The 16,128-nt window shown below is 49.5% G+C and carries 10 protein-coding genes and 1 pseudogene; 8 read left to right on the forward strand and 3 right to left on the reverse strand.

Annotated elements, in window-relative coordinates:
* Positions 1-4 precede the first annotated feature (4 nt).
* Positions 5-1,642: a TonB-dependent receptor gene (locus tag QVP67_RS07360; protein WP_022162923.1), complete on the forward strand. Its 1,638-nt coding sequence runs from the start codon at positions 5-7 to the stop codon at positions 1,640-1,642.
* A 129-nt stretch (positions 1,643-1,771) separates the two neighbouring features.
* Positions 1,772-4,129, forward strand: a complete 2,358-nt coding sequence (gene topA, locus QVP67_RS07365) for a type I DNA topoisomerase (RefSeq protein WP_022162924.1) — start codon at positions 1,772-1,774, stop codon at positions 4,127-4,129.
* A gap of 245 nt (positions 4,130-4,374) precedes the next feature.
* On the opposite strand, the gene argS is transcribed toward topA, so the two are convergent.
* Entirely contained in the window at positions 4,375-6,192 is a 1,818-nt protein-coding gene (argS, locus tag QVP67_RS07370; RefSeq protein ID WP_022162926.1) for an arginine--tRNA ligase, read from the reverse strand.
* A 279-nt stretch (positions 6,193-6,471) separates the two neighbouring features.
* On the reverse strand, positions 6,472-6,738 hold the full coding sequence (locus tag QVP67_RS07375) for an HU family DNA-binding protein (RefSeq protein ID WP_022162927.1): 267 nt from the start codon (positions 6,736-6,738) through the stop codon (positions 6,472-6,474).
* Positions 6,739-7,149: 411 nt separating this feature from the next.
* Between QVP67_RS07375 and QVP67_RS07380 the strand changes: the two genes are divergently transcribed.
* The 6 genes and pseudogenes from QVP67_RS07380 to QVP67_RS07405 form a co-directional block, all read left to right on the forward strand.
* Positions 7,150-7,683, forward strand: coding sequence for a rhomboid family intramembrane serine protease (locus tag QVP67_RS07380; RefSeq protein ID WP_441293833.1), 534 nt, complete (start codon positions 7,150-7,152; stop codon positions 7,681-7,683).
* Positions 7,664-8,554, forward strand: a complete 891-nt coding sequence (locus QVP67_RS07385) for a rhomboid family protein (protein WP_022162929.1) — start codon at positions 7,664-7,666, stop codon at positions 8,552-8,554. Before QVP67_RS07380 ends, QVP67_RS07385 begins: the two co-directional genes overlap by 20 nt.
* A gap of 47 nt (positions 8,555-8,601) precedes the next feature.
* Positions 8,602-9,702, forward strand: coding sequence for an endonuclease/exonuclease/phosphatase family protein (locus QVP67_RS07390; protein WP_022162930.1), 1,101 nt, complete (start codon positions 8,602-8,604; stop codon positions 9,700-9,702).
* Positions 9,703-9,749: 47 nt separating this feature from the next.
* Entirely contained in the window at positions 9,750-11,834 is a 2,085-nt protein-coding gene (locus tag QVP67_RS07395) for a M3 family metallopeptidase (RefSeq protein WP_022162931.1), read from the forward strand.
* Between the two features lie 113 nt (positions 11,835-11,947).
* Positions 11,948-14,941, forward strand: a complete 2,994-nt coding sequence (gene secDF / locus QVP67_RS07400) for a protein translocase subunit SecDF (protein WP_022162932.1) — start codon at positions 11,948-11,950, stop codon at positions 14,939-14,941.
* Positions 14,942-15,332: 391 nt separating this feature from the next.
* A pseudogene (locus QVP67_RS07405) lies at positions 15,333-15,683 on the forward strand (DUF1016 N-terminal domain-containing protein); the annotation flags it as partial.
* A 130-nt stretch (positions 15,684-15,813) separates the two neighbouring features.
* Here the strand turns inward: QVP67_RS07405 and QVP67_RS07410 are convergent.
* A partial coding sequence (locus QVP67_RS07410) for a DUF3874 domain-containing protein (RefSeq protein WP_288180004.1) occupies positions 15,814-16,128 on the reverse strand: 315 nt, incomplete at its 5' end.

Genomic DNA, 16,128 nt, shown 5'->3' on the forward strand with positions numbered 1-16,128 from the left:
GACAATGAAAACGATACAATCCATTCTGATAGCTACCGCTTTATCGGCTTGCGTCTTCCCGATGCAAGCCCAAGCACAGGAACAAGCCAAAGATACCACTGTGAACCGTACAGTCGTAGTGGAACAAGAATACGCCCCCGACATCAACGATGCAACCAAAATCAATGTAGTGCCTCAGGTGACTCCGCCTACCGTCAGCAAGAAAGCTGTAGAGTATGATGCACGGATGGTTCCGGCCGCACAGATTCCGGCAACTACCATGCAGGCCTATACTGGACAAGAAATACAACCCAAAGCCGCTCCGGGCTACGTCCGGCTGGGTTATGGTAATTATGGCAATCTGGACGCTCAGGCCAACTACCTGTTCAACCTCTCGTCGCGCGACCGCCTGAACTTGAATTTCGGTATGGATGGCATGAACGGAAGTCTCGACCTACCCGGCGAAAACGGAGAATGGGATGCCTTCTACTACCGCACCCGTGCCGCCATCGACTATCTGCACGCCTTCAATAAAGTAGACCTGAACGTAGCCGGCCGCTTCGGACTGAGCAACTTCAACCTGTTGCCTGCCCTGCCCGGCAATAAACAGAAATTCACTTCGGGCGACTTCCATGTAGGTGTTCGGTCGACCGACGAAGAAATGCCTTTCCGCTTCAGTGCCGAGACCAACCTCATGCTCTACCAGCGCCAGCACGATCTGCCCTACGACGACCTGCAGGAAACCCTAATACGCACCAAAGCCGAAGTAACAGGCGACATCAGCGACGGCCAGTCCATCAGTGTCGCTCTTGCCATGGACAACGTCCTCTATCAGCATACGGACTTTGAAAACTACACGTCGCTCGACATGAATCCGTATTACCTCCTGCAGAACGATGACTGGACACTCCGTCTGGGTGCACACGTCGACCTGGCATTCGGATTCGGTAAGACGTTCCGCGCAGCCCCCGACGTTTATGCCCAATACAACTTTGCCGACAGCTATCTGCTCTACGTACAGGCCAAAGGCGGCAAACAGCAAAACGACTTCCGCCGACTGGAGACGATATGCCCCTACGGCCAGTTGGCCAGCCAGGCCGACGCCACTTACGAACAGCTGAATGCTGCCCTCGGCTTCAAAGCCAGTCCCGTCACCGGATTGTGGATGAACATTTACGGCGGCTACCAGAACCTGAAGAATGACCTGGTACAGGGCTTCGGCGACGATGCTCTGCTGCTGTACGGACAGAACACCAGCAACGTCTACTTCGGAGCCGAAGTCAGCTACTCTTACAAGGATATTTTCGCCATCGCCGCCTCGGGTACGTACCGTAATTGGGACACAAAGAAAGACGAAACAAATCCCTATGCCGAAGCAGCCCTCCTCTTCAAGCCCGCTCTCGAAGCTGACCTGCATGTCGACATCCGCCCCGTCTCTCCATTCCTGCTGAAGCTAGGCTACCAGCACATTGCCCGTCAGGAAGTGGAAGGCCAAACAATCGACGCCGTCAGCAACCTCTATGCCGGACTGGAGTACAAGCTGTTCAAGGGAATTTCGATCTATGCCCGTGCCAACAACCTGCTGAACCAGAAGTATCAATACTACCTGGAATATCCGGCAGAAGGCATCAATTTCGTAGGAGGAGTAAGTTTCTGCTTCTAAAGGGCAGAACTCTTCCTACAAAAAAAGGTCTTTTTTGCTAAAATCTCTTATATTATAAGGTGGGAAATATGTTTTTTCCTACTTTTGCGGGCAAACTCAGTGACAGGAGTCGCTACAAAACAAAAATTTATGCAAAAAAACCTTGTTATAGTTGAGTCTCCGGCCAAAGCTAAAACCATCGAAAAATTCCTTGGAAAAGATTTCAAGGTACTTTCCAGCTATGGCCATATACGCGACTTGAAGAAAAAAGAATTCAGTATCGACATTGAAAACAACTTTGAGCCGCACTATGAAATACCGGCCGACAAAAAGAAAGTGGTATCTGAACTGAAGGAAGAGGCTGCCAACGCCGAAACCGTATGGCTGGCTTCCGATGAGGACCGCGAAGGAGAAGCCATCGCATGGCATCTGTACGAAGTACTGAAACTCAATCCCGAACATACGAAGCGCATCGTCTTCCACGAGATTACGAAAAGCGCCATCCTGAAAGCTATCGAGCACCCGCGCAACATCGACATCAACTTGGTTGATGCCCAACAGGCACGCCGTGTACTGGATCGCATCGTAGGTTTCGAGCTCTCGCCCGTACTATGGAAGAAAGTAAAGCCTGCCCTCTCGGCCGGTCGTGTACAGTCGGTAGCCGTACGCCTCATCGTAGAGCGCGAACGCGAGATACAAGCTTTCCGTACCGAAGCCGCCTACCGTGTGACAGCAGTTTTCCTGGTGCCCGATGCCGACGGAAAAACAGTCGAAATGAAAGCCGAACTGCCTCGCCGCTTCAAGACCAAGGCCGAAGCACAGAAGTTTCTGGAAGGTTGCCGCACAGCTACGTTCACCATCAGCGACATCACTACCCGTCCGCTGAAGAAGTCGCCTGCCGCCCCCTTCACCACCTCGACCCTGCAACAGGAAGCCGCCCGCAAACTGGGATTCACCGTGGCACAAACCATGATGGTGGCACAGCGGCTGTACGAATCGGGATACATCACCTACATGCGTACCGACTCCGTGAACCTGTCCGAATACGCCATCAACGGCAGCAAAGAAGCCATCCTTAACCTGATGGGCGAACGCTACGTCAGCCCGCGCCACTATGCCACCAAGACCAAGGGTGCACAGGAAGCGCACGAAGCCATCCGCCCCACCGATATGCAGAAATCGAAAATAGACGCTACTCCGCAAGAGAAACGTTTGTACGACCTGATATGGAAACGTACCATCGCCTCACAGATGGCCGACGCCGAAGTAGAAAAGACCACCGTTACCGTCAGCATCAGCAACGAAGCGGATGCCTTTACAGCTACTGGCGAAGTGGTCAAGTTCGACGGTTTCCTGCGCGTTTACCGCGAATCTTACGACGACGATATGGAGCAGGAAGACGAAGCACGCCTGCTGCCGCCTTTGAAAAAAGGACAGAAGCTGGAATATCAGGACATCGTAGCTACCGAGCGCTTCACCCAGCATCCTCCACGCTACACTGAGGCCAGCTTGGTGCGCAAGCTCGAAGAACTGGGTATCGGACGTCCGTCAACCTACGCCCCCACCATCTCTACCATCCAGCAACGCGAATATGTAGAGAAAGGAGACAAGGCAGGAGAAGAGCGTACTTACAATGTACTTACACTGCAGAACGGCACCATCGCCGATACCAACCGGACGGAAATCACCGGTGCCGAGAAGGCCAAGCTGATTCCGACTGATACCGGAACGGTTGTGAACGATTTTCTGCTGGAATACTTCCCCAACATCCTCGACTACAACTTCACGGCCAATGTCGAGAAGCAGTTCGATGAAATTGCCGAGGGAGAGAAGCAATGGACATCCATCCTGAAAACGTTCTACAAGGATTTCCATCCTTCGGTAGAATCGACTCTTGCCACCAAGAGCGCCCACAAAGCCGGTGAACGTATTCTGGGTACAGACCCTGCAAGCGGCCGGCAAGTATCGGTCAAAATCGGCCGTTTCGGTCCGGTTGCCCAGATTGGCACAGCCGACGACAAGGACAAGCCCCGCTTCGCACAGCTGAAGAAAGACATGTCCATCGAAACCGTAACCCTGGAAGAAGTGCTCGACCTCTTCAAGTTGCCCCGTACACTGGGCGATCACGAAGGAAAGGCCATCACCATCGGTGCCGGACGCTTTGGTCCTTACGTCCACTACAATGGCATGTATGTTTCCCTGCCCAAGGGTGTTGACCCGCTGGCTATTACGCTGGAGGAAGCTCTGGAACTGATTAAGGAAAAAGAAGCCGAAGAAGCCAAACGCCACCTGAAGAAGTTTGACGAAGAGCCCGAACTGGAAATCATGAACGGACGCTACGGCCCCTACATTTCCTACAAAGGCAACAATTATAAGATACCCAAAGACATTGTTCCGCAAGACCTCAGCCTGCAATCGTGTCTGGAACTCGTCAAGTTGCAGGAAGACAAAGATGGTGACAAACCCAAACGCGGAAAAGCAAAAGCCAAAAGCACAGGCAAGCGCTAAAAACTAAATTGAAAATAGCAGCTTTGCAGAACACTTGCACGGCTCATAAACAACACTTGTACGGCTCGCGAACCGTGCAAGTGTGGCTCATGAGCCGTACTTGCATTACACACCGGCATCACCTCCATGGATTTTTAAGGCCAAGTATGCAAAAAAATTTCCCCAGTTAGGAAAATATTTTTTCCTAACTGGGGAAAAATCAAGGCATATATGCTAATGCTTTTTTAGTCTTTATAGGCTTTGGCTTACATGCGTTCCGGCACCTCGATGCCCAGCAGTCCCATACCCAGGCGAACGACCTTGGCTACATTCTCTGACAATGCCAGACGGAACACCTTGACATCGATATTCTCTTCGCGCAAGATGCTGAAGTCGTGGTAGAACTGATTGTATTCCTTCACCAGATCATAACAGTAATTAGCAATGATAGAAGGACTGTAGTCCGTACCGGCTTGCTTCACAACCGCAGCAAAATCGGCTACCATCTGAATCAAGCCTTCTTCCTTCTCGCTCAGCTCGATGCCGGCATGAAGCTGTTCGGGAACCGTGATACCGGCTTCCTTTGCCTTGCGCAGTACCGACTGAATACGGGCATACGTATATTGGATAAACGGACCGGTATTGCCGTTGAAGTCGATTGATTCTTTCGGATTGAACGTCATGTTCTTACGGGCATCCACCTTCAGAATGAAATACTTCAACGCACCCAGACCGACGATGCGGGCAATGTCATCGGCCTCTTCCTGTGTCAGTCCGTCAAGCTTGCCCAGTTCGTTACTCGTTTCCTTGGCTGTATTGATCATTTCTTCCATCAGATCGTCGGCATCGACTACGGTACCTTCGCGGCTCTTCATCTTGCCTTCGGGCAGTTCCACCATACCGTAAGAGAAGTGCACCAGGCTCTTACCCCACTCAAAGCCCAGACGGTCGAGCAGGATGGACAGTACCTGGAAGTGGTAGTTCTGTTCGTTACCCACTACATAGATCATTTTGTCGATGGGATAGTCAGAGAAACGTTGTTCGGCAGTACCGATATCCTGCGTCATGTAGACCGACGTACCGTCGGCACGGAGCAGCAGCTTGTGGTCGAGGCCTTCGCCTGTCAGGTCGGCCCATACGGAACCGTCTTCCTTGCGGTAGAAAAGTCCCTTCTCCAGTCCTTCGAGCACTTTCTTCTTGCCTTCCAGATAGGTATTCGACTCGTAATATATCTTGTCGAAGCTGACACCCATCAGCTTGTAAGTCTCGTCAAATCCGGCATATACCCAGTCGTTCATCTTTTGCCAAAGGGCACGTACTTCGGGGTCGCCAGCTTCCCATTTCACCAACATTTCGCGAGCTTCCTTCATCAAAGGTGATTCGGCTTCGGCCTTTGCCTTAGCTTCTTCTTCGCCCATGCCTTCGGCCATATATTGGGCCATCAGTTCCTTCACTTCGGCTTTGAAGTGCTTGTCGAAAGCTACGTAATAATCACCAATCAGGTGGTCGCCTTTCTTGCCGCTCGACTCGGGAGTCTCGCCGTTTCCGTACTTCAACCAGGCCAGCATCGACTTGCAGATGTGTATACCACGGTCGTTCACGATGTTAGTCTTCACTACACGGTTACCGTTGGCGGCAATGATATTAGCCAGTGCATTACCCAGCAGGTTATTGCGCACGTGTCCCAGGTGAAGAGGCTTGTTGGTGTTGGGCGACGAATACTCGATCATCACCAGCGGCGACTGTTCGCCGACAGCCGTAATACCATACTGCTTGTCTGTATGAATGCCGTTCAGCAACTCGATCCATGCCGACGATGCGATGGTCAGGTTCAGGAAACCCTTGATTACGTTGAATGCCGCTACCGAAGGTTCGTTTGCCTTCAGGTATTCACCGATTTCCTGTGCGGTCTGTTCCGGTCCTTTCTTCGACATGCGCAGGAAGGGGAACACCACAAGTGTAAGGTGGCCTTCAAATTCTTTCTTGGTCTTTTGCAGTTGCACCTGTGCGGCAGGAACGTCCTGTCCGTACAGTGCTTTCAGTCCGTTGACTACGGACGAAACCAGTTTCTGTTCTATATTCATGACTTATAATGTATTTTCCTGGTGCAAAAGTACATAAAAGCACGGAAAGGTACAAGCTTCTCTTTCACTGAAAGACGATTTTCGCCTGTAAACAAAGCGGATGTCGGCCTGCGACACGTTTTCGGCTGCAACACAGCACTCCGAAGGGCAGTAACCAAAACGAGGAGACGTGTCAGAAGAAACCTCTCGGCACGCTTCATCCGCCCTACCGGATGCCGCCACCTCATTTTCCTTCGACACGTCTCCTCGTCGTATTGTCTGCCGACCCGTATTTCCTTTTTATTCGAAGGTCAGCTCATTACCAGGTTTGAATTTCGCAGCTTTCCTAGCTGGAATAACAATCTTTTCCTTCGTCGTAGGGTTGATTCCCGAACGTTCAGCTCTTTCTATCACCGAAAAGGTACCGAACCCCACCAAGGACACTTTTCCACCTTCCTTCAAAGTCTTGATCACCGATGCAGTAAATGCATCCAGCGCCTTTTGGCAATCGGCTTTTGTCAATCCCGACTCAGCAGCCATTGCACTGATAAGTTCTGCTTTATTCATAATGGACGAATTAATAAGTTATGTTATACAATAGTGATTACCTCCACTAAATCAGGTATCTACAAAAATAGAGTAATATTTCTGAATATCAAATAAAAACACTAAAAAAAGATTGGATTTCTGATAAAAACAAAGAATAGTCAGCCCATTTTCTGTTATAGAACAGAAATTATTCGTATTTTTGCAACTCACAGAACGAAAAAACAGATTATGAACAATATACCTACTGTCACCAAGAACCTTTTAATCATCAACGTGCTGATGTTTCTTGGTACCATCGTTGCCCAAAGCTATGGCATCGATCTGAATGAATACTTGGGACTGCACTTTATTCTGGCCGACAATTTCAACGCGGCTCAGCTCATCACTTACATGTTTATGCACGGTGGATTCACGCACCTGTTCTTCAATATGTTTGCCGTATGGATGTTTGGTCGCATTCTGGAGCAGGTATGGGGACCGCGACGCTTCCTGTTCTACTATCTGCTGTGCGGCATCGGAGCCGGACTCATTCAGGAGCTGGTGACCGGTATACGCTACATCACGCTGGAGTCGGGTATGTCGCCCGAAGCCATCGAAGGCGTATTCAACGAAGGAGCCAAAGCCCTGAGCCGTAATATGAATTTCGTCGATCCGGCCATGGCCAGCCTGAACCTGACGTTGAATACCTCGACCGTAGGTGCCTCGGGAGCTGTTTATGCTATCCTGTTGGGATTTGGCATGCTGTTCCCCAACCAGCCGATGTTCATTTTCCCCCTACCTTTCCCCATCAAGGCCAAATACTTTGTCATGGGATATGCCCTGATTGAGCTGTGGTCGGGCTTCGCCAACAACCCCAGCGACAACGTGGCTCACTTTGCACACCTGGGCGGTATGATATTCGGCTTTATATTAATAATGTATTGGAGAAGAAAGAACAGAAGAAATGGCTACTATTATCAATGAACTGAGAGAGACCTTCCGTAGAGGTAATATTTATATCCGGCTGATCTACATCAATGTGGCCGTATTTGTACTGACTACCTTGTGCGGAGTTATCGTACAGCTTTTCAACCGCAGCCTTTCCGGACTCTACGAGTGGTTCGAACTGCCGGCTTCCCCTGCACGTTTCATCGTGCAGCCGTGGTCCATCCTGACGTATATGTTCATGCACGGCGGGTTGTTACACATCCTGTTCAATATGCTGTGGCTTTACTGGTTCGGGGCTTTGTTTCTGCAGTTCTTCACGTCCAAACACCTGCGGGGTGTCTACCTGCTGGGCGGTATCTGTGGCGGTATCCTCTACATGGCTGCCTATAACGTCTTCCCCTACTTCCGCCCCATGGTCGACTACTCATTCATGCTGGGCGCTTCGGCTTCGGTACTGGCCATTGTGACGGCCACAGCCTACCGCGAACCCAACTACCCTATCCGCCTGCTGCTTTTCGGTACCATCCGTCTGAAATATCTGGCACTGATTGTCATCGGAACCGATCTGCTGTTCATTACTTCAAGCAATGCCGGCGGACACATCGCACATCTGGGAGGAGCCTTGGCCGGACTTTGGTTTGCAGCCGGACTCAGTAAAGGAACGGACGCAACAGCCTGGATCAACAAACTGATCGATGCTGTCAGTTCGTTGTTCAGTTTCAAGCCGCGCAAGCCCAAAATGAAGGTGCACTACAGCGCCAACCGGAAAAGCGACTACGAATACAATGCCCGTAAAAAGGCACAGTCGGAAGAAATAGACCGCATACTCGACAAACTGAAAAAGTCGGGTTACGAAAGTCTGACAGCCGACGAAAAGAAGAGTCTGTTCGACGCCAGCAAACGGTAGCCGTTCTCTTCGACAGCAAAAAGAACATCCATTATTGACGAAAGCAAGTGAAACATCTCGGTTACTTTGTAGTATTTCTGATTCTGGCAGCCAACGTGCTCTTTACCGGGCTCCTGCTGTTTGCTGCCTACAGTCCGTACATCAATCCGGAGTTACACCCCGTACAGTCCTGTTTCGGGCTGACTTTTCCGATATTTGCACTTGTCAATGGTGGCTTTCTGATTTTCTGGCTCATCATACAGCGCTTCAAGCAGGCATTGGTACCACTGGCAGGCTTCCTGCTGTGCTTTCCACAGCTGCATACGTATTGTCCTATTAACTGGAATACGGACAACCTGCCCGAAGGCAGTTTCAAAGTATTGTCGTACAACATCATGGGGTTTGACGGAACCATAAAGAAAGACGGACAGAACCCCATTCTGAATTATCTTAAAGACAGCGAAGCCGACATTCTGTGCCTGCAGGAGTATGCAACGTCTACAGCCAAGAAGTTCCTGATGCAGAAAGATGTGGAAAAAGCACTGAAAGACTACCCTTACCACCGCATCCATACGGTAGGCGAAGGGAAAGGATCGACCAATAAAATGGCCTGTTACTCCAAGTTCCCCATCCTTTCGGCACATACCCTGAACTACAAAAGCGACTACAACGGTTCCGTCGTCTACGAAATAAAGATTGGAGAAGACACCCTGACTCTTATCAACAATCACTTGGAATCGAACAAACTGACCAAAGAAGACAAAGTGGTATACGAAAGCATGCTGAAAGACCCGCAAAAAGAAAAAGTAAAAAGCGGTGCCCGCCTGCTTGTCCGCAAACTGGCCGAAGCCTCCGCCATACGTGCTCCACAAGCCGACAGTATAGCCAAAGCCATTGCCCGCTCCAAACATCCCTACATCATAGTATGCGGCGACTTCAACGATACCCCTATCTCTTATGCCCACCGTGTCATCAGTCAGGACATGGATGATGCCTTCACCCAGTCGGGATGCGGGCTGGGCATTTCGTACAACCAGAACAAATTCTATTTCCGGATAGACAACATACTGGTCAGCCCGAACCTGCAGAGTTTTAACTGTACGGTAGACCGCTCCATAAAAGAGTCCGACCATTACCCCATCTGGTGCTACATTGCCCCGAGAAAGTGACAACCGGAATCTATCAACTGATTTACGAAACATAAATCCTTAATACCATGATAAAGAAAAGTATTCTAATTTTAGCAGCAAGCTGTATGATGTACTCTTGTACTACTCAAATGGAAACCAATCCGTTCCTTACCGAGTTCCAAACTCCGTACGGTGTTCCGCCGTTCGACCAGATCAAACTGGAACACTACGAACCTGCCTTCATGAAAGGCATCGACGAACAAAACGCCAACATCCAGGCCATCACTTCCAATGCCGAAGCACCTACATTCGATAACGTCATTGTAGCCTTCGACAACAGTTCACCCATTCTGGACCGTGTAGGAGGTGTATTCTATAACCTGACCGAAGCCGAAACTACCGACGAGCTCACAGCACTGTCCATGAAGCTGGCCCCTGTCATGTCCGAGCACAATGACAATATCCTCCTTAACGAAGCACTGTTCGCCAAGATAAAAGCCGTCTATCAGCAGAAAGACAGCCTGCAACTGACCACCGAACAACGCCGTCTGTTGGAGAAGACTTACAAAAGCTTCGTTCGCTCGGGTGCCAACCTCCCTGCCGACAAGCAAGCCCGCCTGCGCGAGATCAACAAACAACTCTCTACCCTCGGCATTCGTTTCGACAAGAACATCCTGAACGAAAACAACGAATTCAAACTGTTTGTCGATAAAGAAGAAGATCTGGCCGGACTGCCCGAATGGTTCCGTCAGAGCGCCGCAGCCGAAGCCAAGGCAGCCGGACAGGAAGGTAAATGGCTGTTCACCCTGCACAACTCCAGCCGATTGCCTTTCCTGCAATATTCGGCCAATCGCCCGCTACGCGAGAAGGTATATAAAGCCTACATCCAGCGTGGCAATAACAACGACAAGAATGACAACAAGAAAATCATCACCGAAATCGTCAGCTTGCGCCTCGAAAAAGCCCGCCTGCTGGGATTCGACTGCTACTCCAACTTCGTACTCGACAATACCATGGCGAAGGATTCGAAGACCGTCATGGACTTCCTGAACAACCTGTGGCAATACGCCCTGCCCAAAGCCAAAGCCGAAGCAGCCGAGTTACAAAAACTGATGGACCGCGAAAACAAAGGTGAAAAGCTGGAAGCCTGGGACTGGTGGTACTACACCGAGAAACTGCGTAAAGAGAAGTACAACCTCGAAGAAGAGCAAATCAAACCCTACTTCAAACTCGAAAACGTACGCGAAGGTGCTTTCGCCGTAGCCAACAAGCTGTACGGCATCACCCTTACACCAATGGACAGCATTCCCGTCTACAATCCCGACGTACAAGTATTCGAAGTGAAAGATGCCGACGGTTCGCAACTGGGAATCTTCTATACCGACTACTTCCCGCGTGCAGGCAAAAGCGGCGGTGCCTGGATGAGCAATTACCGCGAGCAGCAAGGTGATATCCGTCCGCTGGTATGCAATGTGGCCAGCTTCACCAAACCTGTAGGCGACACTCCCTCTCTGCTTACCATCGACGAAGTTGAAACCCTGTTCCACGAATTCGGTCATGCCTTGCACGGTCTGTTAACCAAGTGCCAATATAAGGGAACATCAGGCACGAACGTCGTACGCGACTTTGTAGAGCTGCCCTCACAGATCAACGAGCACTGGGCTACTGAACCCGAAGTGCTGAAGATGTACGCCAAGCATTACCAGACCGGCGAAACAATTCCCGACGAACTGATCGAAAAGATCCTCAATCAGAAGACTTTCAATCAGGGATTCATCACGACCGAACTGATGGCAGCCGCCTTTCTGGATATGAACCTGCATAACCTGACCGATACGACTGGTCTGGACGTAGTAGCCTTCGAGAAAGAAGCCATGGACCGTCTGGGACTGATTCCCGAAATAGCTCCGCGTTACCGTACCACCTACTTCAGCCACATCATCGGCGGTTATGCAGCAGGTTATTACAGCTATCTTTGGGCCAACGTGCTCGACAACGACGCTTTCGAAGCCTTCAAGGAAAACGGCATCTTCGACCGCCACACAGCCGACCTGTTCCGACGCAACGTACTGGAGAAAGGCGACAGCGAAGACGCCATGACTCTTTACAGGAATTTCCGCGGCGCCGAGCCCCAACTGGAACCGATGTTAAAAAACCGCGGAATGAAATAATATGCAAATATTTGAGTTCCTTTTACTTCCAAATGTGAAAAAAAAGCTATATTTGCAGCCCTATATACATCAGAATTAATTAAATAAAGTAATCATAATAAACTAAAAGTAACATGCAAAACAAAGGATTTGTAAGAGTTTTTGCCATCTTGCTCACACTGGTCTGCGTGTTCTACTTGTCCTTTTCTTTTGTAACTCGCTACTATACCAACAAGGCTAAGGAGTATGCAAAAGGAGACGAGAAAGTGGAGCAGGACTACCTGGATTCTCTGGCGAACGAGAAAGTGTGGTTTGGCAACTGGACTCTGAAAGATTGTCGTGAGATGGAAATCAGTCTTGGTTTGGACTTGAAGGGTGGTATGAACGTCATCCTCGAAGTTTCTGTACCCGATGTTATCAAGACATTGGCGGACAACAAAACCGACGAAGCGTTCAACCAGGCATTGTCAACAGCCGCTAAACAAGCTACAACAAGCCAGGACGACGTTATCACACTGTTCGTTCGCGAGTACCACAGACTTGCTCCGGACCAACCTCTTGCACAATTGTTCGCAACCCAACAGTTGAAAGACAAAGTAAACCAGAAATCTTCGGATGCAGAAGTTGAGAAGGTTCTGCGCGAAGAAGTTAAAGCCGCAGTCGACAACTCATACAACGTGCTCCGTACACGTATCGACCGTTTCGGTGTCGTTCAGCCCAACATCCAGAGTCTGGAAGACAAGATGGGCCGCATCATGGTCGAACTGCCTGGTATCAAAGAACCCGAACGTGTAAGAAAATTGTTGCAAGGTTCTGCCAACCTCGAATTCTGGGAAACTTACAATGCAAACGAAGTAGCTCCTTACCTGCAATCAGCCGACAACAAGTTGCGCGTTCTGCAGAGCACACAGACTGCAGCCGACAGCACTGCCGTTGATACAGTTGCTACCGAAGCTCCCGTTGTAGCTCAAGCTACCAGCACTACCGACAGTCTTGCAGCCGCTCTGAAAGGCGAAAGCAAATCACAGGCTGCCGATCTGGAACAAATCAAGAAAGAACATCCGTTGCTGGCCATTCTGCAGGTGAACCCCAATGGTGGTCCGGTAGTAGGCTATGCCAGCTATAAGGATACAGCAGAAATCAACAGATATCTGTCAATGCCCGAAGTTCTGTCTGAACTGCCGAAAGACCTGCGTCTGAAGTGGGGTGTTTCTGCCGTAGCTTTCGACCCGAAAGCACAGACTTTCGAACTCTATGCCATCAAGTCGACCGAGCGTAACGGCCGTGCCGCTATGGAAGGTGACGTAATCGTAGACGCCAAGGACGACTACGACCAATATGGCAAACCGTGCGTAAGCATGTCTATGAATACTGACGGTGCACGCCGCTGGGCACAGCTGACCAAGCAGAACATCAACCGCAGCATCGCCATCGTATTGGATGGCTACGTATATTCTGCTCCGAATGTAATGAACGAAATTACTGGCGGTAACTCTGTCATCACCGGTCACTTCACCCCCGACGAAACGAAAGACTTGGCCAACGTATTGAAATCTGGTAAGATGCCGGCTCCTGCCCACATCGTACAGGAAGACATCGTAGGTCCGTCACTCGGTCAGGCTTCTATCAACGCCGGTATCATTTCATTCATCGTGGCTCTCGTGCTGTTGATGATCTACATGTGCTCCATGTATGGTTTCATCCCCGGTATGGTTGCCAACGGCGCCCTTATCCTGAACTTGTTCTTCACACTGGGTATTCTTTCTTCCTTCCAGGCTGCACTGACAATGTCCGGTATCGCCGGTATGGTGCTGTCACTGGGTATGGCTGTGGATGCCAACGTGTTGATCTACGAACGTACCAAGGAAGAGCTTCGCGCAGGCAAGGGTGTGAAGAAAGCCTTGGCTGATGGTTATTCGAACGCCTTCTCGGCCATCTTCGACTCTAACTTGACATCTATCATCACCGGTATCATCCTGTTCAACTTCGGTACAGGTCCTATCCGTGGTTTTGCTACTACCTTGATCATCGGTATCCTGATTTCATTCTTTACAGCCGTGTTCATGACTCGTCTGTTCTACGAACACTTCATGGGTAAGGACAAGCTGCTGAACCTGACATTCTGCACCGGTATCTCCAAGAACCTCATGACCAATACTCACTTCGACTTCATGGGTCGCAGAAAAGTATGGATGACTACTACACTCATCGTTGTCGTAGTTTGCCTCGGCTTCCTGTTTACACGCGGTCTGAGCCAAAGTATCGACTTCACCGGTGGACGTAACTTCAAGGTACAGTTCGAGAAAGAAGTTGAACCTGAACAAGTACGTGAGCTCATCTCCAGCAAGTTTGGTGATGCTAACGTAAGCGTTATTGCCATCGGTACCGACGGTAAGACTGTACGTATCAGTACCAACTACCGCATTCAGGAAGAAGGCAGCAACGTTGACTCTGAAATCGAAGCTTATCTGTACGAGACTCTGAAGCCGTTGCTCACTCAGAACATTTCGCTGGAAACATTCATCGACCGCGAGAACCACACTGGCGGTAGTATCATCAGTTCGCAGAAGGTAGGTCCGAGCATCGCCGACGACATCAAGGTATCAGCTATCTGGTCTGTTGTACTGGCTCTGATCGCTATCGGTCTGTACATCTTGCTCCGCTTCCGTAACATCGCTTATAGTATCGGTTCTGTAGCAGCTCTGGCTTGCGATACCATCGTCATCTTGGGTGCATACTCCATCTTCTGGGGCATCCTGCCGTTCTCGCTCGAAATCGACCAGACATTTATCGGTGCCATCCTGACGGCTATCGGTTACTCTATCAACGATAAGGTGGTTATCTTCGACCGTGTACGTGAGTTCTTCGGTCTCTATCCGAAGCGTGACAAGCTGACTCTGTTCAACGACTCACTGAACACGACACTGGCACGTACCATCAATACGTCACTGAGTACCTTGATCGTGTTGCTGTGTATCTTCATCCTCGGTGGTGACTCTATACGCAGCTTCGCCTTCGCCATGATTCTGGGTGTTGTATTCGGTACACTGTCTTCACTCTTCGTCGCTTCTCCTATCGCCTTCATGCTGTTGAAGAAGAAAAACGAAGAAGTAGTCGCAGAAAAATAAGTTTCTGAGTTTTTAAGTTCTTAAGTTGATGAGTTGCAAAAGACTCTTCAGCTTAAGGGCTAAAAACAAAAGATTAAGTTCCCTATACAGAGGATGTATCCGCAAATGGATGCATCCTCTTTTTTTATCTTTTATGCAAAGCTACTGCTCTATTCCTTGAAAAGTACGGAAAAATATGGCTTCCATTACAGCAGAAAGAGGTTTCGTAAAAGAGAATAAAATAATTACTAAACAAAATGCAAAACCATCCCAATAATCTAATATAAATCTCTACATTTGCAATATAAGAGACCTGTAGCATTGTGAGTTAAAAAGAGAGGTGCGGGCTACAAACTCCGCTGTAACAAAAGCTCAAAATGTTGTTAGCAAATAAAGAAAAAGAACGAAAAATATGAAACAGGATAGTATAATCGCATCAAGAGAACAACAGTTTGGAGAAGTTATAGATATTATTCTCTTGCATCAAGCCCGAGCATCAAGAACAGTAAACGAAGAATTGTTACTTACTGCCTGGCATGTGGGAGGTTATGTTTCTTCAAAACTGAAAAGCGAAGAATGGGGAAGTAAAGTAGTAACCCAGCTGTCCGAGTATATCCGCTCTCAACGACCGGACATCAAAGGTTTCGGGCGAAGCAGCATTTACAATATGGTCATGTTCTATGACGAATATTCTTCGGAAAGATTCTCCGCAACAGTCAAGAAGTATCTGAACTCTGAATTTGTCCAGCCAATAATTGGACAAACTAACTAACAATGATAGCCGAATACAAACGCATTCTCATTCCACAAGAGCGTATGCAGGAGAAACTAAACGAATTTTGTGACCAATTCTTAACCAAAGAATAACTAACTCAATGTCCCTCTATTAATCCTTATTTATCCATTCCTTCCCCCTCCTGCATCCGGCCTTCCTTCACCCAATAGCCGTTACCGTAGCGTGTATGCACGCGGCGACCCAGCTGTGCCAGCAGTCGGCTGAAGGCCAGACAACTGTAACCTGTCAGCGCAGACGGATTCTGCTGCTTCAGGGCGGCGTAAAGGGCGGCGGCGGACATGACGCGCGCTCCCTGCTCGCCCGGCCGGGCAAACTGGAAGTTGGCGCCCAGCACCTCTTCGGCAGGTGTCACACGATAGAAGGCCTGATTCGCTGCCTGTATCTCCGCTTCCTCGCGCTTACTGAACCAGCA

Origin of the sequence: Bacteroides sp. CAG:633 (assembly GCF_000435115.1) — a bacterium.
Lineage (GTDB): Bacteria > Bacteroidota > Bacteroidia > Bacteroidales > Bacteroidaceae > Bacteroides > Bacteroides ndongoniae.

Excerpts from the sequence above, each read along its gene's own strand:
- QVP67_RS07360 (WP_022162923.1), top strand. The coding sequence starts at position 5 with ATGAAAACGATACAATCCATTCTGATAGCTACCGCTTTATCGGCTTGC.
- topA (WP_022162924.1), top strand. The coding sequence starts at position 1,772 with ATGCAAAAAAACCTTGTTATAGTTGAGTCTCCGGCCAAAGCTAAAACC.
- argS (WP_022162926.1), bottom strand. The coding sequence starts at position 6,192 with ATGAATATAGAACAGAAACTGGTTTCGTCCGTAGTCAACGGACTGAAA.
- QVP67_RS07375 (WP_022162927.1), bottom strand. The coding sequence starts at position 6,738 with ATGAATAAAGCAGAACTTATCAGTGCAATGGCTGCTGAGTCGGGATTG.
- QVP67_RS07380 (WP_441293833.1), top strand. The coding sequence starts at position 7,150 with ATGTTTGCCGTATGGATGTTTGGTCGCATTCTGGAGCAGGTATGGGGA.
- QVP67_RS07385 (WP_022162929.1), top strand. The coding sequence starts at position 7,664 with ATGGCTACTATTATCAATGAACTGAGAGAGACCTTCCGTAGAGGTAAT.
- QVP67_RS07395 (WP_022162931.1), top strand. The coding sequence starts at position 9,750 with ATGATAAAGAAAAGTATTCTAATTTTAGCAGCAAGCTGTATGATGTAC.
- secDF (WP_022162932.1), top strand. The coding sequence starts at position 11,948 with ATGCAAAACAAAGGATTTGTAAGAGTTTTTGCCATCTTGCTCACACTG.